Annotated in this window: 19 protein-coding genes and 1 pseudogene; 13 read left to right on the plus strand and 7 right to left on the minus strand. The window is 68.8% G+C overall.

What is annotated here, in order from left to right; genetic code table 11:
* Window positions 1-21 precede the first annotated feature (21 nt).
* Entirely contained in the window at window positions 22-4,758 is a 4,737-nt protein-coding gene (locus tag AC2S9W_RS05740) for an autotransporter domain-containing protein (RefSeq protein ID WP_486571722.1), read from the minus strand.
* Window positions 4,759-4,933: 175 nt separating this feature from the next.
* Here AC2S9W_RS05740 and AC2S9W_RS05745 point away from each other — a divergent pair, with 175 nt between their 5' ends.
* From AC2S9W_RS05745 to AC2S9W_RS05765, 5 genes are all read left to right on the plus strand, one after another.
* Complete coding sequence (locus AC2S9W_RS05745) at window positions 4,934-6,031, plus strand: helix-turn-helix transcriptional regulator (protein ID WP_158682037.1); 1,098 nt, start codon at window positions 4,934-4,936, stop codon at window positions 6,029-6,031.
* Window positions 6,032-6,075: 44 nt separating this feature from the next.
* Entirely contained in the window at window positions 6,076-6,552 is a 477-nt protein-coding gene (locus AC2S9W_RS05750) for an OsmC family protein (RefSeq protein ID WP_076073709.1), read from the plus strand.
* Between the two features lie 89 nt (window positions 6,553-6,641).
* Window positions 6,642-7,640, plus strand: coding sequence for a porphobilinogen synthase (hemB, locus tag AC2S9W_RS05755; protein ID WP_076077486.1), 999 nt, complete (start codon window positions 6,642-6,644; stop codon window positions 7,638-7,640).
* 13 nt (window positions 7,641-7,653) lie between these two features.
* Window positions 7,654-9,909 carry a fused MFS/spermidine synthase gene (locus AC2S9W_RS05760; protein ID WP_104959288.1) on the plus strand — a complete coding sequence of 752 codons (2,256 nt, stop codon included), beginning with the start codon at window positions 7,654-7,656 and terminating at the stop codon, window positions 9,907-9,909.
* Window positions 9,906-10,463 (plus strand): gamma carbonic anhydrase family protein, encoded by a 558-nt coding sequence (locus AC2S9W_RS05765; protein ID WP_067105378.1) that lies wholly within the window; start codon window positions 9,906-9,908, stop codon window positions 10,461-10,463. Before AC2S9W_RS05760 ends, AC2S9W_RS05765 begins: the two co-directional genes overlap by 4 nt.
* A 492-nt stretch (window positions 10,464-10,955) precedes the next feature.
* Here the strand turns inward: AC2S9W_RS05765 and AC2S9W_RS05770 are convergent, their stop codons facing one another.
* The 5 genes from AC2S9W_RS05770 to AC2S9W_RS05790 form a co-directional block, all read right to left on the minus strand.
* The gene (locus AC2S9W_RS05770; protein ID WP_104959289.1) at window positions 10,956-11,618 is read right to left on the minus strand and encodes an inner membrane-spanning protein YciB; all 663 of its coding nucleotides are present in this window, start codon (window positions 11,616-11,618) and stop codon (window positions 10,956-10,958) included.
* On the minus strand, window positions 11,615-12,538 hold the full coding sequence (ftsY, locus tag AC2S9W_RS05775; RefSeq protein WP_076073717.1) for a signal recognition particle-docking protein FtsY: 924 nt from the start codon (window positions 12,536-12,538) through the stop codon (window positions 11,615-11,617). Before ftsY ends, AC2S9W_RS05770 begins: the two co-directional genes overlap by 4 nt.
* Entirely contained in the window at window positions 12,535-13,779 is a 1,245-nt protein-coding gene (locus AC2S9W_RS05780) for a MiaB/RimO family radical SAM methylthiotransferase (protein ID WP_104959290.1), read from the minus strand. Before AC2S9W_RS05780 ends, ftsY begins: the two co-directional genes overlap by 4 nt.
* A complete protein-coding gene (dapF, locus tag AC2S9W_RS05785) occupies window positions 13,776-14,582 on the minus strand; it encodes a diaminopimelate epimerase (RefSeq protein WP_067110680.1) in 807 nt (268 codons plus the stop codon). Before dapF ends, AC2S9W_RS05780 begins: the two co-directional genes overlap by 4 nt.
* An 88-nt stretch (window positions 14,583-14,670) precedes the next feature.
* Complete coding sequence (locus tag AC2S9W_RS05790) at window positions 14,671-16,293, minus strand: putative bifunctional diguanylate cyclase/phosphodiesterase (protein ID WP_076073720.1); 1,623 nt, start codon at window positions 16,291-16,293, stop codon at window positions 14,671-14,673.
* Between the two features lie 286 nt (window positions 16,294-16,579).
* Between AC2S9W_RS05790 and ffh the strand changes: the two genes are divergently transcribed.
* The 5 genes and pseudogenes from ffh (at window position 16,580) to AC2S9W_RS05815 (ending at window position 20,000) form a co-directional block, all read left to right on the plus strand.
* The gene (ffh, locus tag AC2S9W_RS05795; protein ID WP_104959291.1) at window positions 16,580-18,025 is read left to right on the plus strand and encodes a signal recognition particle protein; all 1,446 of its coding nucleotides are present in this window, start codon (window positions 16,580-16,582) and stop codon (window positions 18,023-18,025) included.
* 40 nt (window positions 18,026-18,065) lie between these two features.
* Window positions 18,066-18,545 (plus strand): annotated as a pseudogene (gene rpsP, locus AC2S9W_RS05800) (30S ribosomal protein S16); the annotation flags it as partial.
* Between the two features lie 283 nt (window positions 18,546-18,828).
* The gene (gene rimM, locus AC2S9W_RS05805) at window positions 18,829-19,314 is read left to right on the plus strand and encodes a ribosome maturation factor RimM (protein WP_104959293.1); all 486 of its coding nucleotides are present in this window, start codon (window positions 18,829-18,831) and stop codon (window positions 19,312-19,314) included.
* A 30-nt stretch (window positions 19,315-19,344) separates the two neighbouring features.
* Window positions 19,345-19,626 (plus strand): AbrB/MazE/SpoVT family DNA-binding domain-containing protein, encoded by a 282-nt coding sequence (locus AC2S9W_RS05810; protein ID WP_076073730.1) that lies wholly within the window; start codon window positions 19,345-19,347, stop codon window positions 19,624-19,626.
* Window positions 19,623-20,000: a type II toxin-antitoxin system VapC family toxin gene (locus tag AC2S9W_RS05815; protein ID WP_076073733.1), complete on the plus strand. Its 378-nt coding sequence runs from the start codon at window positions 19,623-19,625 to the stop codon at window positions 19,998-20,000. The genes AC2S9W_RS05810 and AC2S9W_RS05815 overlap by 4 nt, the downstream gene beginning before the upstream one ends.
* Before the next feature lie 12 nt (window positions 20,001-20,012).
* Here the strand turns inward: AC2S9W_RS05815 and AC2S9W_RS05820 are convergent, their stop codons facing one another.
* Window positions 20,013-20,183 (minus strand): hypothetical protein, encoded by a 171-nt coding sequence (locus tag AC2S9W_RS05820; RefSeq protein ID WP_241942519.1) that lies wholly within the window; start codon window positions 20,181-20,183, stop codon window positions 20,013-20,015.
* An 85-nt stretch (window positions 20,184-20,268) separates the two neighbouring features.
* Here AC2S9W_RS05820 and AC2S9W_RS05825 point away from each other — a divergent pair, with 85 nt between their 5' ends.
* Genes AC2S9W_RS05825 through rplS form a run of 3 tightly spaced genes read left to right on the plus strand, consistent with a single transcriptional unit; the run spans window position 20,269 to window position 22,321 of the window.
* Window positions 20,269-21,204, plus strand: coding sequence for a LysR substrate-binding domain-containing protein (locus tag AC2S9W_RS05825; protein ID WP_286749584.1), 936 nt, complete (start codon window positions 20,269-20,271; stop codon window positions 21,202-21,204).
* Window positions 21,201-21,947 carry a tRNA (guanosine(37)-N1)-methyltransferase TrmD gene (trmD, locus tag AC2S9W_RS05830; protein ID WP_104960273.1) on the plus strand — a complete coding sequence of 249 codons (747 nt, stop codon included), beginning with the start codon at window positions 21,201-21,203 and terminating at the stop codon, window positions 21,945-21,947. Before AC2S9W_RS05825 ends, trmD begins: the two co-directional genes overlap by 4 nt.
* Window positions 21,944-22,321, plus strand: a complete 378-nt coding sequence (gene rplS, locus AC2S9W_RS05835) for a 50S ribosomal protein L19 (RefSeq protein WP_067110698.1) — start codon at window positions 21,944-21,946, stop codon at window positions 22,319-22,321. Before trmD ends, rplS begins: the two co-directional genes overlap by 4 nt.
* Window positions 22,322-22,348 lie beyond the last annotated feature (27 nt).

Here is a 22,348-nt window from a genome sequence, read left to right on the forward strand (position 1 = left end):
GCCGCCGCGCGGCCACCCCCGTCAGAAGGCGACCCGCGCCGTGATCCGCGCGCCGTGGCTCTGGCGGCCCGACGCGAGGGCGCCGCTGTAGGCCGCGCCGATGTGGAAGCCGCCCGCGCGATAGTCGAAGCCGGCCTCGACCTCCGCCGCATTCTTCGGGATCGCGCTGCCGCGGATCGCGAACGATGGTCCGCCCGCGACGAACCGGCCGTTCGCCAGCGCGACGCGGTCGCCGAACGCGCGGTTCCACGCCAGCGACGCATAGGGCTGAAAGCCCGGCGCGTCGGCGTTGAGGCGCCCGCGGACGCCGAGGCTGAGGAAGCTGCTGTCCTGCCCCGCGTCGGCGACGGCGAGCGCGCCGCTGCCGCCCGTCTCCGCGAAATCGTCGCTGCGGATGCGGACATGGGCGAGGCGCGCGAAGGGCGTGATCGCGGCGCTGCCCGCCGCCAGATCATATCCCATTTCGCCGAAGAGCTGGAGCGTGTCGGCGTCGCGGCCGGAGGTCAGCGTCTGGGCGAGCGGCGCGACGGTGACGGTGCGGCTGGTGTCGATGGCGTGCCAGCCATAGCTGACCCCGAGCGCGCCGCCGAAGCCCGCGCCGGTGCCGTAGCGGGCATGGAGCGCCAGATATTTGCTGTCGACGTCCGCATGGTCGCCGCGGCCGCCCTGCCGGAAATCGGAGTTGCCGATGCCCGCGGAGAGCGCCGCCGCGAAGCCGTTGCCGCCGATGCCGACGCCGGCGACCAGCCCCTTGTGATCGGTGTCCATCGCGCGCTGGCCGCCGCGGGCATCGAAATCGCCCCAGCCGCCGAAGGCCGATCCCCACACGAACAGGCCGCTTTCGTCCGGGACGGGAAGGCCGAGCAGGGCGCCGCGCAGATGGCGGCTCTCGTCGGTCAGCCCGCTGACCGCGCCCGAAAGCAGCTCGCCCGACAGCTCGGTATAGGCCGCCTGGGCGGTCGCCGCGCTCTGCACGAGCACCGCCTCGAACAGCGGATTGTCGAAACCGAGCGATTCGATGGCCGTGGCGACGCCCGTCTGGTTGAACCCCAGCGCGACGTCGGCGAAACCGATGTCGTTGCGATAGAGCGACAGGGTCACGCGGTCGGGGCCGTAGCGCAGCAGCGGATCGAGGAAGGCGAGGTTCGACGTCACCGATCCGAAGCGTCCCTCGACGCCGCCCGCGCCGGTCAGGATGACATAGTCGGTGCGCGGCCGGTAATCGCCGCTCTCCGCCAGCACCGCGACCTTCGCCGTGGCGCTGATCGTGACCCGGCCCGTCGCGTCGATCCGGTCGGCCTCGCCCGCGGCATTGGCCTCGACCTCATAGGTCGACCCGGCCGCGAACGCGAGGTCGCCGGCGACCGTCAGGCGCCCGATCGAGTTGCCGGGCGCGATGATGCCCCCCGCGGCCGCGGTGGTCGAGCCGACCGTGCCGTTGCCGCCGAGCACGCCGCCCGCATTGATCGTCACCGGCGAGGCGATCGAACCGTTGACCGCGAGCGTGCCGCCGTTGATCGTCGTCGGCCCGGTGTAGACATTGTCGCCGGTCAGGTTCAGCGTCCCGGCGCCGGTCTTGACGAGGCCGCCGGTCCCCGAAATCGTCCCGCCGAACGCGCTGTTGTCGTCCTGATCGACGGTCAACCGGTTGGCGCCGACGACGACCTGCGAATTATCCTCGCCCGACAGGCCGCCGATCACCTGATCCGTGCCGGTGATGTCGAGCGTCCCCCCGGCGCCGAGGTCGAACTGCGTTTCCGGCGCGATGACGCCGCCGATGCGGACCGCACCGCCGAAGATGTTGGTGACGCCCTGAAAGCTGTAATCGCCGAGGAAGGCCAGCGTGCCGGCGCCGCGCTTGTCGAGGATGCCGCTGCCCGAAAAGGCGCCGAGGAAATCATAGCTGTCGGAGCGGTCGAAGACGAAGCGGCCGTCGTTGACGATTCCGCCCGCAAAGCTTCCTTCGGTGCCGCCCGCACCGAGCGTGAAGACCCCGTCGCCCTGTGTCCGGACGTCGCCGGCGAGCTGCCCGGTCAGGACGAGCCCGCCGTTCGCGATCGTCGTACCGCCGCTGTGGGCCATGTTGGCGGTGTCGAGCGTGAGCACGGCGTCGCCGACGAGCTCGACCGCGCCCGTTCCCGTCATGGCGATGTCCGCGAAGCCGGACAGCGCGGCATCGTCGTCGAAATCGAGCACGAGCCGCCCGGCGTTCGCCACCGACGCGGTACCGATCGGGTTCGCCCCGGCGGCTTCGTTGATGTGCAGCGCTGCGCCCGCGCCGATCGACACGGTATCGAAGGCGCCGACCGCCCCCGAGGTCGACCAATAGCCCGCGTCGACGTTCAATATCTCGAAATCATGCGCCGCGCCGAGCATCTGCGCGGTCGTGAGTTCCAATATGTCGCCTTCGAGAGCGAGCGTGTCGGTGCCCGCCCCCGCTTCGATCGCGCCGGTGATCGTGCTGCCCGTGCGCAATGTCACCACGTCGTCATAGTCGCCGAGTTCGATGGCGACGCCTGCGCCGCCGCGCAGCGTGCCGCTATTCTCGACGGTCGCCCGGACGTAGCTGGTCAGCGCCGCGCCGTCGGCGCTGGCGATCGTGCCGCTGTTGACGATGCTCGCGGTGAAGCCGTCGGGCCCGCCCGCATCGCCCTGCACCAGCACGCCGCCGACCGTGCCGTCGATGGTGCCGGCGTTGGCGATCGTGCCGCCGCCCGACAGGATGATGCCGAACCGCTCGCCGATGATCGTGCCGGCGGCGGCATTGGAGACCTGTGCGACATAATCGGCCTGCGCCTGCGCATCGTGGCGGAAGATCGAGATGCCGTCGGCGAGGCTGGCGCCGGTGCCGCTGATCGTACCGCTGTTGGTGACGCGGCCGCCGCCCATCAGGCGAAGCCCGTCGTTGCTTTCGCCCGCTATGGTGCCGCTGTTCGAGACCTCGGTCGCCGCCGCGAAAGTGATGAGGTTGTTCGTGCCCGGCTCGCGGAAATCGCCCGCGACGATGCCGCCGCCCGCGCCCGAAATGACGCCCGCGTTGACGATGCGCGATTCGCCGGCCGAGACGAAGACGCCGGCGTCGGACGCCGCGGCGCCGTTGCCGCGGATCGTGCCGGCGTTGGCGATATCGACAGCCCCCAGCCGCGCCAGCACGCCCGACGTCGCGCCGGCGATCGTGCCCCCGGCCCGGTTGTCGATCGTCAGCGCGCCCGACTGGTTGTTGGCGATGCCGGAGCCTGCCGTTCCGGTGATGGCGCCGCTGTTTTCAAGCGACGCCTGTTCGAGGATGCCGCCGAAGGTGGCGCCGTCGGCGCCGGTCAGCGTGCCGCTGTTGCGGATCGCGGCCGATCCGCCGAGGATCGGGTCGCTCTGGACGGCGATGGCCGCCAACCCACCGCGGATCGTGCCGGCGTTGGCGATGGCGGACGGTCCGGAGAGGATGGCGCCGAAACGGTCGCCGGTGATCAGGCCGCTGGCCGCATTGTCGAGGCTGACGATCTCGCCCGGCCGCAGGGCCGAAGCGAGCATCGAGACGCCGTCGGTCAGCGATCCCGACATCCCCCGGATCGTGCCGCTGTTGACGACGGTGCCGCCCCCCATCAGCCGGATGCCGTCGTTGTTTTCGCCGATGATGGTGCCGCTGTTGCGGATCGACGTGGCCCCGGCGTTCGATTCGAAGCTGTCGGTTTCCGGGTTGTAATAGGCGTCGGTCACGATGCCGAAGGTCGCTCCGCTTATCGTGCCGCTGTTGACGATCGACGATGTCCCTGCCAGCAGGACGACGCCGCCGTCGGGCGTGGTATTGCCCGCATCGGCGCCGTTGCCGCGAATGACGCCGTCGTTGTTGACGGTGACGCCGCCAAAGCGCGCGACAATCGCGGACCGGGCGCCCGTGATCTGGCCCCCGTCGCGATTGTCGACGACGAGCACGCCCGGCTGGTCGTTGACGATGCCATGGCGCGCCGTACCGGCGATGGTGCCGCTATTGTCGAGCGATGCCTGTTCGAGGATGCCGCCGAAGGTGACGCCGTCGCCGCCGGTCAGCGTGCCGCCGTTGCGGATCGCTGCCGTTCCGCCGAGGATCGGATCGCTCTGCACCGCGATCGCCGCCTCGCCGCCGCTGATCGCGCCGGCATTGTCGATGGTGGACGGGCCGGTCAGGATCGCGCCGAACCGCGCCCCCGCGATCGTGCCGCCCGCCGCATTGTCGAGGGTGACCGCTTCGCCCGGCGTCAGGGCCGACGCCAGCATCGAGACGCCGTCGGTCAGCGATCCCGACAGGCCCCGGATCGATCCGCTGTTGATGACGCTGCCGCCGCCGAACAGGCGGATGCCGTCGTTCTGGCTGCCGGTGATCTGTCCGCTGTTCTCGACGCGGGTCCGCGGGGCGTTCGATTCGAAGCTGTCGGTTCCGGCGTCGTAATAGACATCGGTGGCGATGCCGAACATCGTTCCGTCGATCGTGCCGCTGTTGACGATGTGCGACGAACCGGCGCGAAGGACGATGCCGCCGTCGGGGCTGTCGTTGCTGCCGCTGGTGCCGTTGCCGCAGATCGCCCCGGCGTTGGTCACGTCGACGGGACCATTGTTCGCCAGGATGCCGATCCGGTCGCCGCAGACGGTCTGCGCCGGCCCGACGTCGATCGACAGGCGCGCGGCCTGATCGTTGGCGATGCCGACGGTCTGGGCCTGCGCCGCGGCGGCCGGGACCAGGAAGGCCGAAGAAATGAGAAACCGTTGCTTCAGTGAAAGAATCATGCCCTGTCCCCGTTGTTCGTTTTTGGCGCCGCGCGTGCGGCTTCTGCTCATCGAAGCGCCGTAGCGGGGGGGATGGCGGGGGGCATCACCACTAATGGGGAATTCTGCGCCATTCGGGCGACATCCAAACGCACCGAAAATTTGACAGCGCGCGCCATTTTCCTAATCTGTGCAGATGGATGCGAGGGGGTATCTGGAAACGCGCGAGGCCCTGATCCAGGCACCGTTCGAGCCGGCGCGCTGGGCCGATGCGCTGACGTCGCTCGCGTCGCTGTGCCACGCGACCAGCGCCCAGCTGCTTTCGTTCGGGCCGACCCGCTTCAATCCGATGGTGGCGCCGGGCGTCGGCGAGGCCGATGTGATGGATTTCCTGGCCATCGGCGGCATGGACCCGGCGACGAATCATGGCCTTGCCGCCATGCTGCGCGCGGATGCCGGGCATGTGGTGACGGACAGCGAATATCTGTCGGACCACGACCGCCGCCGCGATCCCCTCTACAACGAGTTCTTCGCGAAATATGACGGCCATTTCGTCAGCAGCGGCGTCCTGTTCCGCGAAGGAGGCAGGCTGCGCAACCTCAACCTTTTCCACCATCGCCGGCAGCAGGGGCTGGGGCCGAACGAATCGGGCCTGATGGCGCGGTTGCTGCCGCATTTCGCCAAGGCCGTCGACCTGTCGATCCAGCTGGAAGGACGCGCCGCATCGCTGAGCACGAACGCGATCGAGCAGGCCGGCCCGGCGACGATCCTGTGCCAGGCCGACGGAAAGATCGTCGCCGCCGGCCGCAAGGCCGAGGCGATGCTGTCGCGGGGCGATGTCGTCGGCGCGCGCGACGGGCGGCTGCGCCTGTCGTGCCGCGAGGCGCAGGCCGAACTGGATATGCGAATCGCGGCGGCGGCGCGGCGGTTCGCGCCCGAATCGGGCAGCGTGATGGTGCAGCGCCCCTGCGACCGGCGCATCCGCATCGCATGCGTGCCGGTCCCCGAAGGCGATCACAACCGCTTTCTCGAACCGCTGGCCTTGCTGATGATCCGCGACGACGACCGGCCGATGCTCGACCGCCGGGCGGTGGGACGGACCTTCGCGCTCACCGAAGCCGAGACCAGCATCGCCGAACTGCTGATCGAAGGCGCGTCCTCCTCCCGCATCGCCGAGGTGCGGGGCGTTTCGGTGGAAACGGTCAACAGCCAGATCAAGTCCATCCTGTCCAAGACCGGATGTTCCAAGCGCTCCGAAATCCCGAACCTGATGCGGATGTATCTGTCGCTGTAGCGCGGCGGCGCCTATAGACGAGGTGTATCGACCGGGAGGCTGCGATGAGCGGGAAGACGCATGGATATGAGGTGCGCGTCGTCTGGACCGGAAACGACGGGACGGGGACCCGGACCTATCGCGGCTACCGGCGCGATCATCAGATCGCGGCCCCGGGAAAGGCGCCGATCGCCGGGTCTTCCGATCCCGCCTTTCGCGGCGACCCCGCGCGGTGGAATCCGGAGGAACTGCTCGTGGCGTCGCTGTCGGCGTGCCACAAGCTCTGGTATCTGGGCCTTTGCTCGCAATCGGGCGTCAATGTCCTGTCCTATGAGGACGATGCACGCGGCGCCATGATCGAGGAGCCCGGCGGCGCGGGGCAGTTCACCGCCGTCGTGCTGCGGCCGCGCGTCGTGATCGACGCCGCGTCGGACGCGGCGCTCGCGCGCGATCTGCACCGCAAGGCGCACGCCATGTGCTTCATCGCGCGATCGGTGAATTTCCCGGTCGAGGCCGAGCCCGAGATCGTCGTCGCCGCCTGAACCGTGCGCCGCGGAAAATCCTCTTCCTCCCGGCCGCACGGGTCATCCGGCGCTTTGCGGCGCGGCCAAGCGCCGCTATGGACGCCCGCATGACTCACGCTGCCTTTCCCGACCTGCGCCTCCGCCGCACCCGCCGCACCGCCTGGAGCCGCGCGATGGTGCGCGAGCATCGCCTGACCCCGTCGAACCTGATCTGGCCGCTGTTCGTCTGCCAAGGCGAGGGGACCGAGGAACCGATCGCGAGCCTGCCGGGCGTGTCGCGCTGGTCGGTCGACCGGCTCGTCGACCGTGCGAAGGATGCGGTCGCCGCCGGCATCCCCTGCCTCGCGCTCTTTCCCTACACCCAGCCCGAGCGGCGCAGCGGGGACGGCGCCGAGGCGCTCAACCCCGACAATCTGATGTGCCGCGCGACCGCGGCGGTCAAGGATGCGCTCGGCGACGCCATCGGCGTGCTCACCGACGTCGCGCTCGATCCCTATACCAGCCACGGGCAGGACGGGCTGATCGACGAGGCGGGCTATGTCCTCAACGACGAGACGGTCGAAGTGCTGGTCGGGCAGGCGCTGTGTCAGGCGCGCGCCGGCGCCGACATCATCGCGCCCAGCGACATGATGGACGGCCGCGTCGGCGCGATCCGCGAGGCGCTGGAGATCGAAGGGTTCGGCCATGTCCAGATCATGGCCTATTCGGCCAAATATGCGTCGGCCTTCTATGGCCCGTTCCGCGACGCGGTCGGATCGCGCGGGCTGCTGAAGGGCGACAAGAAGACCTATCAGATGGACCCCGCCAATGTCGAAGAGGCGCTGCGCGAGGTGGAGCAGGATCTGGCCGAAGGCGCCGACAGCGTGATGGTCAAGCCGGGCCTGCCCTATCTCGACGTGGTGCGCGCGGTGAAGGATGCCTTCGCCGTGCCCGTCTACGCCTATCAGGTGTCGGGCGAATATGCGATGATCGAGGCCGCGGCGGCGGCCGGGGCGGGCGAGCGCGATGCGCTGGTCCTCGAAACGCTGCTCGCTTTCCGCCGCGCCGGCGCGTCGGGCGTGCTCACCTATCACGCGCTCCACGCGGCGCGGCTGCTGGGCGCCTGATACGGTGCCGCGCATGACCGCGGTCGCCTCGCCGCGCCGCTGGCTGTTCGTGCTGACGATCCTCGTCGGCAGTTTCCTGCTCTTCCTCGTCCAGCCGATGGTCGCGCGGATGGTGCTGCCGCGGCTCGGCGGGGCGCCCGCAGTGTGGAACAGCGCGATGCTCGTCTATCAGGCGCTGCTGCTCGGCGGCTATGCCTATGCGCACTGGCTCGGCCGCTTCGCGGTGCGGCGGCAGGCGGCCATCCACATCGCGCTGCTGCTCGCGGCCGCGCTGTGGCTGCCGATCGGCATCGCGCAGCTTCCGCCGCCCGCGCCGGGTCAGGAGGCGCTGTGGGTGCCGCTGCTGCTCGCGGCGTCGATCGGCCCGGTCTTCTTCGCGGTCGCCGCGCAGGCGCCGCTGATGCAGCGCTGGTTCGCCGCCGATCCGCGGGCGGGCGATCCCTACATGCTCTATGCGGCATCGAACCTGGGCAGCTTCGCCGGGCTGATCAGCTATCCCGCGCTCGTCGAGCCGGCGCTGCCGCTCGCCGTGCAGAGCTGGGGGTGGAGCGCGGGCTATGCGCTGCTGGTGCTGCTCGTCGCGGCGAGCGCCGCGGCGCGGTGGCGCGGCGGGGCGGACATGGCCGGGGACGGCGGCGGCGCCGAAGCGCGGCCGACCGTGCGCCACCAGCTTCGCTGGCTGCTGATCGCCGCGGTGCCGTCGGGGCTGATGCTATCGACGACGACGCACCTGACCACCGATATCGTCGCGATGCCGCTGCTGTGGGTGCTGCCGCTGGGCCTCTATCTGCTGAGCTTCGTCATCGCCTTCGCGGCCGCGCGCGCGCCGGCGCGCATCGCCATCGTCATCGCGCCGGCGGTGCTGCTGGGGGTCGGCGGGCTCGCGCTGCTCAGCACGGGGGGCGCCGCGATGCTGATCGCGATCGCCAGCCTGGGGATGCTGTTCGTCGTCGCGACGGCGCTCCATGCGCATCTCTACGACCTGCGCCCCGCGCCGCGCTATCTGACGCTTTTCTATCTCGTCATGTCGGCGGGCGGGGTGCTCGGCGGCCTGTTCGCCGCGCTGGCCGCGCCGCTGCTGTTCGACTGGGTCTACGAGCATCCGCTGCTCGTCCTCGCCGCGGCGCTGCTGCTGCCGCTGCCGCCGCTGCTGGCGTGGGAGAAATGGACGCATCTGTCGGCCGGCGCGACGCGCATCATGGTGGCGCTGTTCGTCCTGATCGCGCTGTTCGCCAGCTTTCATCTCGTCCGGACATGGACCGGCGAATTCGCGGGGCCGGCGCTGCTGTGGGGCGGCTTCATCTTCGCGATCGGGCTGCTGGTGACGCGCTGGCGCTGGGCCTATGCGACGGTGCTGGCGCTGCTGATGGTCGGGCTCGGCGGCTGGAGCACGCTGCACGACAGCCTCTCGGACATGCGCGTGCGCAGCTATTTCGGCGTCTATACCGTCACCGACGATCCCTGGCGCCACCAGCGCCGGCTCGCGCACGGAACGACGCTGCACGGCCTGCAGCGCACCGACGCGGGACATGAGCTCGACCCCACGACCTATTATGGCCCGCAATCGGGGGTCGGTCTCGCGCTCGACCGGATCGAGGCGCTCGCCGGGCCGGGGGCTTCGGTCGGAATCGTCGGGCTCGGCGCCGGGACGCTCAGCTGCTATCGCCGGCCGGGCCAGCACTGGACGATCTTCGAGATCGACCCGGTGATGGTCGACATCGCGCGCGACCCGACGAAATTCACCTTCCTGTCGCGCTGCGCGCCACATGCGCCGGTGGTGATCGGCGACGCGCGGCTGCAGATCGCGGGCCAGCCCGCGGGGCGCTTCGACATCCTCGTCATCGACGCCTTTTCGTCGGATGCGATCCCGCTGCACCTGCTGACGCGCGAGGCGATCGGCATCTATGCGCGCGCGCTCAAGCCCGACGGGCTGCTGCTCATCCACATCTCGAACCGCTTCTTCAACCTCGAACCCGTGCTCGATGCTGAGGCGAAGGCGCGCGGCTGGGCCGCGGCGATCCGCAACGACCCGGCGGGCCGCGGCGACGATCCCGACATGCTGACGCGGTCGAGCTGGGTCGCGCTCGCCGCGACGCCGCAGCGGCTCGCGCAGTTGACGGGACCCCTCAAGTCCGCCGACAAGGCGCATGAGGACGGCGCGTGGATCGCGCTTGCCGGCCGCCCGCATTTCGATCGCTGGACCGACGATTATGCGTCGACCCTGCCGATCCTCTATTGGAACCACATCTTCTTCGGACGCAGCGAATGACCCACAGCGATATCAGCATCATCAGCGTGAACGGCAAGACGCCGCGCATCGACCCCAGCGCCTTCATCGCGCCGGGGTGCCGGATCATCGGCGACGTCGAGATCGGGCCCGATGTCAGCATCTGGTACAATTGCGTGCTGCGCGCCGACGTCAGCCATATCCGCATCGGCGCGCGGTCGAACGTCCAGGACGGCAGCGTGATCCATTGCGACGGTCCGACCCCGCTCCGTCCCGACGGCTATCCGACGATCATCGGCGAAGACGTGCTGATCGGCCATCTGGCGATGGTGCACGGCTGCACGCTCGCCGACCGGGCGTTCGTCGGGCTGAAGGCGACGGTCATGAACGGCTGCCGCATCGGCAGCGACGCGATGCTGGCGGCGGGGGCGCTGCTGACCGAGCACAAGGAGATTCCGCCGCGCGAGCTGTGGGCCGGCGCGCCGGCGCGGCGCGTGCGCGACATCGACGACGCGCAGGCGGCCGGGATGCAGGCAGGCGTCGCCCATTATGTGCTCAACGGCCGCATGCACAAGGCGGCGGTGGAGGGGACTTAGACTCTGATGACTTTGGATTGACCTACTTCGTCATTGCGACCCCGGACCTGATCCGGGGGAAGCTATCCAGAGCGGTTACCGCACACTCTGGATTGCCGCGCGGCTTCGCCGCTCGCAATGACGATTCCATTCGATGTCGTCCCGTTCCAAAGTATCGTGCGTTGAATCCGCCCCGCTGGAATCGGAGTGATGCCGATTTCGTGCACGCTGCTATAGAGCATCGAGCCTTAATCTGACCCATCGTCCCGTTCGTGTCGAGCGAAGTCGAGACACTCATCGGCCTTGCGCCAGGCTGATGGGTGTCTCGACTTCGCTCGACACGAACGGATAAGAGGCGGTGCAGGTTTATGGCACGCGGCTATCGAGCTGCACAGGATAGCCATTGCGAGCGATCTCCAAGCGTGCGTTCATTCGGGCCGATGGCTGGAGATTGCTTCCCCCGGACCCGATCCGGGGTCGCAATGACGATGGGGGATTTGGCGATGTCGGCCCTCAGCCTTCGGCTTCCTCCGGCACTGCCAGACCGTTCTTCAGCATCACCGGCACCTGCGTCAGCGTGAAGAGGAAGGAGAGCGCGGTCACGCCCCACACCTTGATCGTCAGCCACAGGTCGAAGCTCATCCGCTGCGCCTCGATCAGCTCGTACATGACATGGTTGGCGATGCCGAGGACGGCGAAGAACAGGCCCCAGTTGCGCGAGAGCAGCAGCCAGCCGCGCTCGGTCATGCCTTCGAGCGCCGACTGCAGCAGATATTTGAGCATCGGCTTGCCCAGCGCCCAGCCGCCGAGCAGCAGGATGGCGAAGGCCGCGTAGATGATCGTCGGCTTCATCACGATGAAGCGTTCGTCGTGGAACCAGACGGTCAGCGCGCCGAAGCCGATGACGAGGACGCCCGACATCCACAGCATCGGCGAAATCCTGCCGAGCTTCCATTTCGACACCGCCATCGCGACGACGATCGCGGCCATGAAGGCGAGCGTGCCCTTGATCGCCCCGGCGGTCGCCGCAAAGGCGCCGCTGCCGCCCGAGCTGAACTTGTAGACGAGGAAGAAGACGAGCAGCGGCCCGAAATCGATCGCGAAGTTCAGCCAGCCATGTTTCGCGGGCGGCGGCGCGGGGATCGGCTCGGGGCCGCCGGGAAGCTGGTCGCTCATCGGATATTTCCTGCAATGATGCCCGCGATCTCGTCGGCGTCGAAGGGGCGGAGATCGTCGATCGTCTCGCCGATGCCGATCGCGTGAATGGGAAGCCCGTGGCGCTCGGCCGCGGCGACGAGGACGCCGCCGCGCGCGGTGCCGTCGAGCTTGGTCATGACGAGGCCGGTGACGCCCGCGACCTCGCGGAACACGTCGATCTGCGACAGCGCATTCTGCCCCGTCGTCGCGTCGAGCACCAGCACGACGTCGTGCGGCGCGGCGGGGTTCAGGCGGCCGAGCACGCGCTTGATCTTGGCGAGTTCGTCCATCAGCTCGCGCTTGTTCTGCAGGCGGCCCGCGGTGTCGACGATCAGCACGTCGATGCCGGTCGCGGTCGCCTGCTTGACCGCGTCGAACACGATGCCCGCGGCGTCGCCGCCCTCCGGCCCCGCCATGATTGGCACACCGAGCCGCTCGGCCCAGACCTTGAGCTGTCCGATCGCGGCGGCGCGGAAGGTGTCGCCGGCGACGAGCATCACGCCATAATCCTGTTCCTGGAACAGGTGCGCGAGCTTGGCGATGGTGGTCGTCTTGCCCGACCCGTTGACACCGATCACCAGGATCACCTGCGGGCGCGGGAAGGCGTCGATCTCGAGCGGTTCGGCGACCGGGCGCAGCACCGCCGCGATCTCTTCGGCCACGACCTTGCGCAGTTCCTCGGTGCCGGCCGCGACCGCGTCGCGCCGCGCCGCGAGCCGCTCGCGGATGCGCGCCGCCATCGCGGGGCCGAGGTCGGCGGTGATCAGCGCCTCCTCGATCCGGTCGAGGTCGTCGTCGTCGAGCCGCCCCTTGCCGGTCAGCCCCGACAGATTCTCGCCCAGCCGTTCCGACGTGCGGCGCAGGCCGCCGAACAGCCGTTCGCTCCAACTCGTGCTCATGCCGTTCCATCCTTGTCGATGCGGGTTGCCGCCATCCGCTCGCCGTCGCGCGCGCCGATGCGCACCGGCACGATGCTGCCGGGCGCCGCAGGCGCCGCGAGCGTCAGGGCGGTGAAATCCTCGCCATGGCCGCTCACGCCGTCGCGCTCGACGAGCATCGCGGCGATGCGTCCGCGCCGCGCGTCCATCCAGGTGTGGCGGCGGCGCGCATTGGCCTCGCGCAGGCGTGCCGCGCGCTCGCGGGCGACGGCGCGGCCGACCTGCGGCATGCGCGCCGCCGGGGTGCCGGCGCGCGGGCTGTAGGGGAAGATATGGCCGAAGACGATGTCGCAATCGTCGACCAGCGCCAGCGTGTTCGCGAACATGCCGGCATCCTCGGTCGGAAAGCCGGCGATCAGGTCGGCGCCGATCGCGATGCCGGGGCGCGCGGCCTTGAGCCGTTCGACGAGCCGCACCGCGTCGGCGCGGCGGTGGCGCCGCTTCATCCGCCGCAGCACCATGTCGTCGCCCGCCTGGAGCGACAGGTGGACATGCGGCATCACGCGCGCCTCCTGCGTCAGCAGCGCGAACAGCGCGTCGTCGATGCGGTCGGGGTCGAGCGACGAGAGGCGGAGGCGGTCGAGGCCGGGGAGGGCGAGCAACGCCTCGGCCAGCGCAGCGAGGCTGGTGCCGCTGTCGTCGCCATAGCTGGCGAGGTCGACGCCGGTGAGCACGATCTCGCGCTGGCCGCGGTCGAGCGCGGTGCGTGCGGCGGCGATGACGGATTCGATGCTCGCCGACCGTGCCGTCCCGCGCGCAAGCACCGTGGCGCAGAAGGTGCAATCGTGCGAGCAGCCAGTCTGGACGCCCAGGAAGGCGCGGGCGTGGTCGGCGCCGGAGAGGGCGGGGGGGTAGGACGGAGCATATTGCCGGCGCGGTTTCGCGCCGGGATTTTGGCGGTAGCTTTCGGCGAGCCCCTTGGCATCGTTGGCTACCACCCGCGCGCCCATGTCCGCGAAGCGCTGCGCTTCCAGTTCCGCCGCGCATCCGGTCACCACGACATTGGCGCCCGGCCGTTCGCGCAGCGCGCGTCGCACTGCCTGCCGCGCCTGCCGCACCGCCTCGTCGGTCACGGCGCAGCTGTTGAACACGATCGTGTCGGTCGCGCCCGCGCGCAGCGCCGCCGTGCGGACCGCTTCGCCCTCGGCGAGGTTGAGCCGGCAGCCGAAATTGACGACCTCGACGCGGGGGCCGGCGCTCATCCGAAGCGGGCCCAGTCGGTCTCGCCTTCGAACACGCGCGTCGCGGCGCCGCTCATCACGATCGGCTCGCCCTCGGCCCAGCGGATGACGAGGTCGCCGCCGGGCAGCGACACGGTGACGGGCGAGCGAACCAGCCCGGCGCGGATCGCGGCGACCGCGGTCGCGCAGGCGCCGGTGCCGCACGCGTGCGTCAGCCCGACGCCGCGTTCCCAGACGCGCAGCTGAAGCTGGTCCTCGCCGTCGAGGCTGGCGACGTTGACGTTGACGCGCTCGGGAAACAGCGGATCGCTCTCGATCCGCGGCCCCAGATCGGCGAGCGGCACGGCGTCGGCCTCGGGGACGAAGAAGATGATATGCGGGTTGCCGACATTGACCGCCGCGCCATGTTCGAGCTCGTCCCAGGCGACGGGCATGTCGCGCGTGTCCATCGGCATCGCGAGCGGAATCCGCTCCCAGTCGAACGCCGGCTCGCCGAGCGTCACTTCGGCGCCGCCGTCGGCCGGCGTGACGCGCAGCATCCCGCCCAGCGTCTCGATCACCGCGGGCTTGCCGAGCAGCGTCGCGACGCAGCGCGTCGCATTGCCGCACGCCTCGACCTCGCCGCCGTCGGCGTTGAAGATGCGCATCCGGACATCGGCCTTGTCGGACGGTTCGAGCAGGATGAGCTGGTCGCACCCGATGCCGTGGCGGCGGTCGGCGATCGCATGCGCGCGCGCCGGCGTCATCGCGACCGCATGCTCGCGCGCGTCGATGACGACGAAGTCGTTGCCGAGGCCGTGCATCTTGGTGAAACGATCCGCCATAGCGGGCGCATTTAGGGATGCGGGGCGGGGAAGTCTAGCGAGGCGTCCGAGTCCGCCCGACTCTCGCTTTCCTTGCGGAGAGGGCGTTTCACGCCTGCTTGCGCAATTCGTCTTCCTCGCCCGCCGGTGCGTCGGGCAACGCCGGCATCCGCAGCAGGCCGCGGTCGGCGAGCATCCGCGCCGTGTCGTCGGCGGACATCGCGCGCCCATAATGCCAGCCCTGCCCCTTGAGGCAGCCGAGCCGCATCAGTTCGATCGCGCTCGCTTCGTCCTCGACCCCCTCGGCGGTGATCGGCATGGCGAGGCTTTCGCCGAGCCGGATGATCGCGACGACGATCGCCCGCGCATCGGAACTGCCGCGCATCGCCGCGATGAAGCTCTTGTCGATCTTGATCCGGTCGAACGGCAGCGCGCGCAGGTGCGACAGCGACGAATAGCCGGTGCCGAAATCGTCGAGCGAAAGCGACACGCCTTGATTCTTGAGGCTGGTGACGATCGAGCGGACGAGGGGCAGATTCTCGAACAGCGAGCTTTCGGTGATCTCGACCTCGAGCTGGCTTGCCGGAAAGCCCGTTTCGACGAGCAGCTTGGTCAGCTTCTGGCTGAACCAGGGGTCCTTCAGCTGCTGCGGCGAGATGTTGACCGCGAGCATGATCGAGGGGTCCCAGGCCTTGGCCGCCTCCATCGCCTGGCGGATGACCTGCAGCGACAGTTCGCCGATCAGCCCGCTTTCCTCCGCGATCGGGATGAAGCGTTCGGGCGGGATCATCCCATATTCGGGCGAATCCCAGCGCATCAGCATCTCGAAACCGACGAGGCGGCCGCTCGCGATGTCGACCTGCGGCTCGAAATGGGGAACGAACTCGCCGCGCGGCATGCCGCCGCGGATTCCGGTCTCGATCTGGTTGCGGACCTGGACCGCCATCTCCATCCCCGGTTCGAACCAGATGTGGCGGTTCCGGCCCTTGTCCTTGCCGTGGTACATGGCGATGTCGGCCTGGCGGACCATCGTTTCCATCGTCGTGCTCGCGTCGTCGGCGAGCGCGATCCCCAGCGAGGCGCCGATGCGGATATGCTGCGCGTCGTGCGCGACCGAATCCTCGAGCGCGGCGACGAGCTGCGCCGCGAGCGCGTCGATCTGGGACCGCGCGGCGGGCTCGAAGACCAGCATCGCGACGAATTCGTCGCCGCCGAGTCGCGCCTTGGCCGCGTTCGGCGGCAGGACTGTGCTGATCCGGTCGGCCGCGACCTTCAGCACGCGGTCGCCCGCGGCGTGGCCGTGGATGTCGTTGACGGTCTTGAAATGATCGAGGTCGAGCAGGAAGAGCGCGACCTGCCGCTGCTGCGCCGCGGCGCGCGCGATCAGCTCCTGTCCCCGCGCCAGCAGCGCGCGGCGGTTGAGGAAACCGGTCAGCGGGTCGGTGTCGGCGAGGTAGCGCGCGCGCTGCTCGGCCTCGGTCCGCTCGCGGATCTCGCGGTTGAGATCCTCGTAGCGGCGCCAGCCGAACAGGATCAGCGCGATGTTGAGGACCAGCGCGACCGACAGCACCTTGTCGGGACCGCCGCCCAGGCCGATCAGCGTCTGGACCACCGCCTGCATCACGTTGCTGCCGGTGCCCACGAAAAGCAGGATCGCCGCAACGACGATGCCGCCGGCAACGATATCGCGCCGCGCATCCTCGCTGCGATCGCGCCGCCTGGGCGCCGCCATTGTCTGAATAGTCCCCACCATCGACGCGATACTGCCCGCGAAGCGGTGAAATTTGCGTTAAGTGATCCGGGGGCGGCGGAACGGCGCGGTCGCTTCGATCTTCTGCGCTGCCGCGACTTGCCTTTTGCCGCCCTTTTGCCTAAAGGCGCGGCGTGCGTCCGCATGATGCGGATGGACGGATCGACATCCGCGACGGAAATTCTGTCCACGGATAGCCGCTGGTTGGCGAGGTTTCGCTCACCGGCGTCTTTTGCGTTGCGGTGTAGGTAAGGGATTGTAAAGGCGCATGTTCGACAGTCTGAGCAATCGGCTTGGCGACGTTTTCGGAAAGCTGCGCGGCCGCGGCGCGCTGACCGAGGCCGACGTGCGCGCCGCGATGCGAGAGGTGCGAATCGCGCTGCTCGAGGCCGATGTCGCGCTGCCCGTCGTGCGCAGCTTCGTCGACCAGGTCACCGAACTGGCGATCGGCCAGAATGTCCTGCGCTCGGTCACCCCGGGCCAGCAGGTGGTCAAGATCGTCAGCGACGCGCTGACCGAGATGCTCGGCGCCGAGGCGGCCGAGCTCGACCTCGCCGTCACCCCGCCGGCCGTCATCATGATGGTCGGCCTGCAAGGCTCCGGCAAGACCACGACGACCGCGAAGATCGCGAAGCGGCTGAAGGAAAAGGAGCGCAAGAAGGTGCTGATGGCGTCGCTCGACGTCAATCGCCCCGCCGCGCAGGAACAGCTGGCCGTGCTCGGCGAGCAGATCGACGTCGCGACGCTGCCGATCGTCGCGGGCCAGCAGCCGACCCAGATCGCGCAGCGCGCCCTGCAGGCGGCGAAGCTGCAAGGCTTCGACGTGCTGCTGCTCGACACCGCGGGCCGCCTTCACGTCGACCAGCAGCTGATGGACGAGATGCAGGCGGTGGCGCGCACCGCCGAGCCGGCCGAGACCCTGCTGGTCGTCGACAGCCTGACCGGCCAGGATGCGGTGCAGGTCGCGCAGCGCTTCACCGAACAGGTGCCGCTGACCGGCGTCGTGCTGACCCGCATGGACGGCGACGCGCGCGGCGGCGCCGCGCTGTCGATGCGCGCCGTCACCGGCAAGCCGATCAAGTTCGCGGGCACGGGCGAGAAGCTCGACGGGCTGGAGACCTTTCACCCCGCGCGCATCGCCAACCGCATCCTCGGCATGGGCGACGTCGTCAGCCTTGTCGAGCGTGCCGCCGAGACCATCCAGGCCGACGAGGCCGAGGCGATGGCGAAGAAGATGGCGAAGGGGCAGTTCGACCTGAACGACCTTCGCACGCAGCTCAACCAGATGCGCCGCATGGGCGGGCTCGGCGCGCTCGCCGGCATGATCCCCGGCCTCAAGAAGGCGCAGGCGGCGATGGCGCAGAGCGGCACCGACGACAAGATGCTCGTGCATTTCGACGCGATCATGGGATCGATGACCCCCAGGGAGCGCGCGAAGCCGGAGATCATCAACGCCAAGCGCAAGATCCGCATCGCCAACGGATCGGGCACGACGGTGCAGCAGGTGAACAAGGTGCTCAAGATGCACCAGGAAATGTCCACTGCGATGAAGAAGATCCGCAAGATGGGCGGGCTGAAGGGCCTCGGTGCGCTGTTCGGGCGCGGCGGCGGCATGCCCGGCCTTGGCGGCGGCGGAATGGGCGGCGGTCTGCCCGGGCTGGGCAGCGGCGGCCTGCCGCCCGACCTCGCCAATCTGATCAACAAGAAGAAATAATCCGAATATTCCCGATTTTCAGACAAAGAAGGACAATATCATGGCTACCTCCATTCGCCTGTCGCGCGGCGGTTCGAAAAAGCGCCCCTATTACAAGATCGTCGTCGCCGATTCGCGGTCCCCTCGCGACGGCCGCTTCATCGAGCGCATCGGCAGCTACAACCCGCTGCTCGGCAAGGATAATCCCGATCGCGTGAAGCTCGACGTCGAGCGTGCGAAGCATTGGGTCTCGGTCGGCGCGCAGCCGACCGACCGCGTCGCCCGCTTCCTCGACGTCCTGGGCGTCAAGGAACGCGCCGCGCGCAGCAACCCGCAGAAGGGCGAGCCGGGCGAGAAGGCCAAGGAGCGCGCCGAGGAGAAGGCCGCGAAGCTGGCCGAGGCCGAGGAAGCCGCGAAGGAAGCCGCCGCGGCTCCGGCTCCCGAGGCGCCCGCCGAGGAAGCGGCTGCGCCCGAGGCCGCCGAAGCACCTGCGGCTCCCGAAGCCGTCGAATCGCCCGCGGCTCCGGAAGCCGCCGAATCGGATGCGACCGGATCGGTGAAGAGCGAAGCGACGGCCGAAGCCGTTGCCGATGCGGTGGCCGACGAGGTTCCGGCCGAAGCGACCGCCGAAGATGCGGCCGCGATCGCCGAGGAAGTCGCCGAAGGCGGCCCGGTCCCGGAAGCCGAAGAAAAGACCGAAGGTTGATTCTTCTCCCCTCCCGCTTGCGGGAGGGGTCGGGGGTGGGCCTGTGACCGCCAAGTCAGAGCGCTCGCCTTCGGCTCGCCCCACCCCTAACCCCTCCCGCAAGCGGGAGGGGAACGATATGGACCGTCCCGTCACCCTCGCCGCCATCGCCGGCGCGCACGGGGTGCGGGGCGAGGTGCGGCTGAAGCTGTTCGGCGAAGGCGCGGATGCTCTCCGCGCCTTTTCCGTTTTCGAAGCGGGCGGGCGCAAGCTGACGCTGAAATCGGTGCGCACCGCCAATCAGGGCGCCGTCGCCAGCTTCACCGAAATCACCGACCGCGGCGCGGCGGAGGCCTTACGCGGCACATTGCTGACCGTTCCCCGCTCGGCGCTGCCGCCGCTGGGTGAGGGCGAATATTATCACCACGACCTGATCGGCCTGCCGTGCGTGTCCACAGATGGAACCGCGCTGGGCTATGTCGCCGGCATCGAGAATTTCGGCGCGGGCGACATAATCGAAATCGAAAAACCGAACGGCAAGCGCTTCATGGTCCCGATGAATGCGCAGGCGGTGCCGGAGTGGAGCGACGACGGCATCGTCGTTGACGCCGCTTTCGTCGAATAGTATATACATAATGTATATACGGAGACGGCAATGACGAAGGAATATCGGGCCAAGGTTTTCAAGTCGGGCAATTCGGTCGCGTTGCGGTTGCCGAAGGCGCTCGGGCTGGAAGCAGGCACCGAGATGATCTTGCGCGAAGAGCATGGCCAGTTCCGTTTCGAACCGGCCGACAAGCCCAAGGCGAAGATCGACGTCAGCGGCTTCGCGGGCAAGGCGCCGGGCATCAAGCTGGCGCCGCGCGAGGACTTCGATGAACGCCCGAGCGCGATTGCAGCGCGCAAGGCAGCCGAGGAAGCGGCAAAGAAAGCGTGATCCGCTACCTGATAGACGCCGACGCCGCTGTCTATGCGATGGACGACGGACATGAATTGCTGACCGCGCGCGTCGCCGACCATGCACCGGGCGAAATCGCGATGTCTGTCATCAGCTATGCCGAAGTCGCCTATGGCACTTACGTCGGTAAGCCGCCGCCGCCCGAAATCCTCGAAGCGTTCATCGAAGCCATACCGCTTGTCCCGTTCGACGAGGCGGCGGCGCGGGCCTATACGAAGCTGCCGTTCAAGCGCGCCCGCTTCGACCGCCTGCTTGCGGCGCATGCCCTCAGCATCGGAGCGATCATCATCACCAACAATGAAGATGATTTTGCCGATGTTCCGGGGCTCCGCGTCGAGAACTGGACGCGGTAGCGCCCGGCCTGCTCAGCAAATGCCGCTTATGCCGCTGCGGCGGCGGGGGTCGGGGCTGCGTGCGTCTCGCGGGCGGCGTAGCCGGGCGATGGCGGTGGCCAGCGACGCGAAGCCGCGGTCGAGGTCGGCGCTGAAACGGCCGTGATTCTCGGCCCAGCCGCGCATCCACATTTCGTCGATCATCATTCTTCTCCTGCGGGATGGATGCGAGCCAGATGCGCCTTGCGTCCGCATATCGCCAACAAAAGCTTTGCGGCATGATATAAGGATGACTTATAGATCGGCGATGCCCAACCTGCCCCCTCTCGCCGCGATTCGCGCCTTCGAAGCCGCCGGCAGGCGGGAGAATTTCTCGCGCGCCGCCGAAGAGCTCGGGATGACGCAGGCGGCGGTCAGCTATCAGATACGTCAATTGGAGGATCGCCTCGGCCGGGCGCTGTTCGTCCGCGAGAAAGGGCGGGTGCGCCTGTCCGAGACGGGGCAGCGGCTGCTTCCGGCGGTCCGTGCCGCCTTCGCGTCGATGGGCGACGCCTTCGCCGCGATCGGCGATGACGAGGCGGACATATTGACGATCAGCGCCGCGGTCACCTTTGGCGGCACCTGGCTCAGCGCGCGCATCGGGCGCTTTCAGCTGCGCTATCCCGATCTGGCGGTGCGGCTGTCGATGTCGAACGACTATGTCGATTTCGACGCGTCGAACGTCGACGTCGCGATCCGCATCGGTCCGGGGGGCTGGCCGGGGCTGCGCGCCGATTTCCTGTTCCGCAGCCATGTGACGCCGATTTGCTCGCCGGCCTTTCGCGACGCGAACCGGATCGCGGCGCCGGTCGACCTGCTGCGCGTCGAGCGGCTCGCGCCGAACGACGGCTGGTGGGCGGGATGGCTCGCCGAAGCGGGAGTCGACGTCGCGCCGCCGCCGCGCCGCGGGGTCGAACTCGACAGCCAGCTTCAGGAGGCGAGCGCGGTGCAGGGGGGCTATGGCGTCGCGCTGATGACGCCGCTGCTGTGGCGCGCCGAACTCGACAGCGGGCGGATGGTCCAGCCGTTCGACACCCTCTACCAGCCCGGCGGCGCCAACTGGCTCGTCTATCGCGAAGGCCGCAGCCGCGTGCGCAAGATCGAACGCTTCCGCGAATGGCTGCACGAAGAGATGGAAAAGGATCGTCCGCTGCTGCCCGAGGCGCTATGGGAGCCGCTGCCATGAGCTTCGCCGCCGTTCCCCTGACCCTTTATCCCGACATGTTCCCCGGTCCGCTGGGGCACAGCATGGCGGGGCGAGCGCTCGAGAGCGGCCTGTGGTCGTGCGCGCCGGTGCAGATCCGCGATTTCGCGGCGGACAGGCATCGCACCGTCGACGACACCCCGGCGGGCGGCGGGGCGGGGATGGTGCTGAAGGCCGACGTGCTGGCGGCGGCGGTCGATCATGCGGCGGCGGAGCATCCCGGTTTGCCGATTCTGGCGATGACCCCGCGCGGCAAGCCGATCACGCAGGCCCGCGTGCGCGACTTGGCGGCGGGGCCGGGGGCGATCATCCTGTGCGGCCGCTTCGAGGGGTTCGACGAGCGCATCTTCGACGCGCGGGCGATCGAAGAGGTGTCGATGGCCGATATCGTCCTGTCGGGCGGCGAGATGGCGGCGCTGCTGCTTCTCGACGCTTGCATTCGGCTGCTTCCCGGCGTAATGGGCGCGGCTTCCAGCGGGGACGACGAATCGTTCGAGAACGGTCTGATCGAATATCCGCACTATACCCGACCTGTCACATGGGAAGGGCGCACGATCCCCGAAGTGCTGCGATCGGGGGATCATGCGAAGATCGCCGCCTGGCGGAAACAAAGGGCGGAAGAGGACACACGGTTACGCAGGCCGGACCTTTGGGAGCGTCATGTCGACGCTCGGGACCGACCTGCCTCTGGCGCGCGGCGAAAAGAGAAGGACGAGAGGCCATGAACCTCATCCAGACGATCGAAGCCGAGGAAATCGCCAAGGCTGCCAAGGATATCCCGACGTTCCGCCCCGGCGACACGCTGCGCGTCGGCGTGAAGGTGGTCGAAGGCGAACGCACCCGCGTCCAGAATTTCGAGGGCGTGTGCATCGCGCGCTCGAACAAGGGCATGGGCTCCAACTTCACCGTGCGCAAGATGTCGTTCGGCGAAGGTGTCGAGCGCGTCTTCCCGCTCTATTCGCCCAACATCGACAGCATTACCGTCGTCCGCAAGGGCGCCGTCCGTCGTGCGAAGCTCTACTATCTGCGGGGCCGCACCGGTAAATCGGCGCGTATTGCGGAGCGCCGCGAATACCGGTCGGAAGCCGGCGAAGGCTAAGGAGAGCTTTCTCCCCACAAAGCCGAA

This window comes from Sphingopyxis sp. 550B (assembly GCF_057401805.1).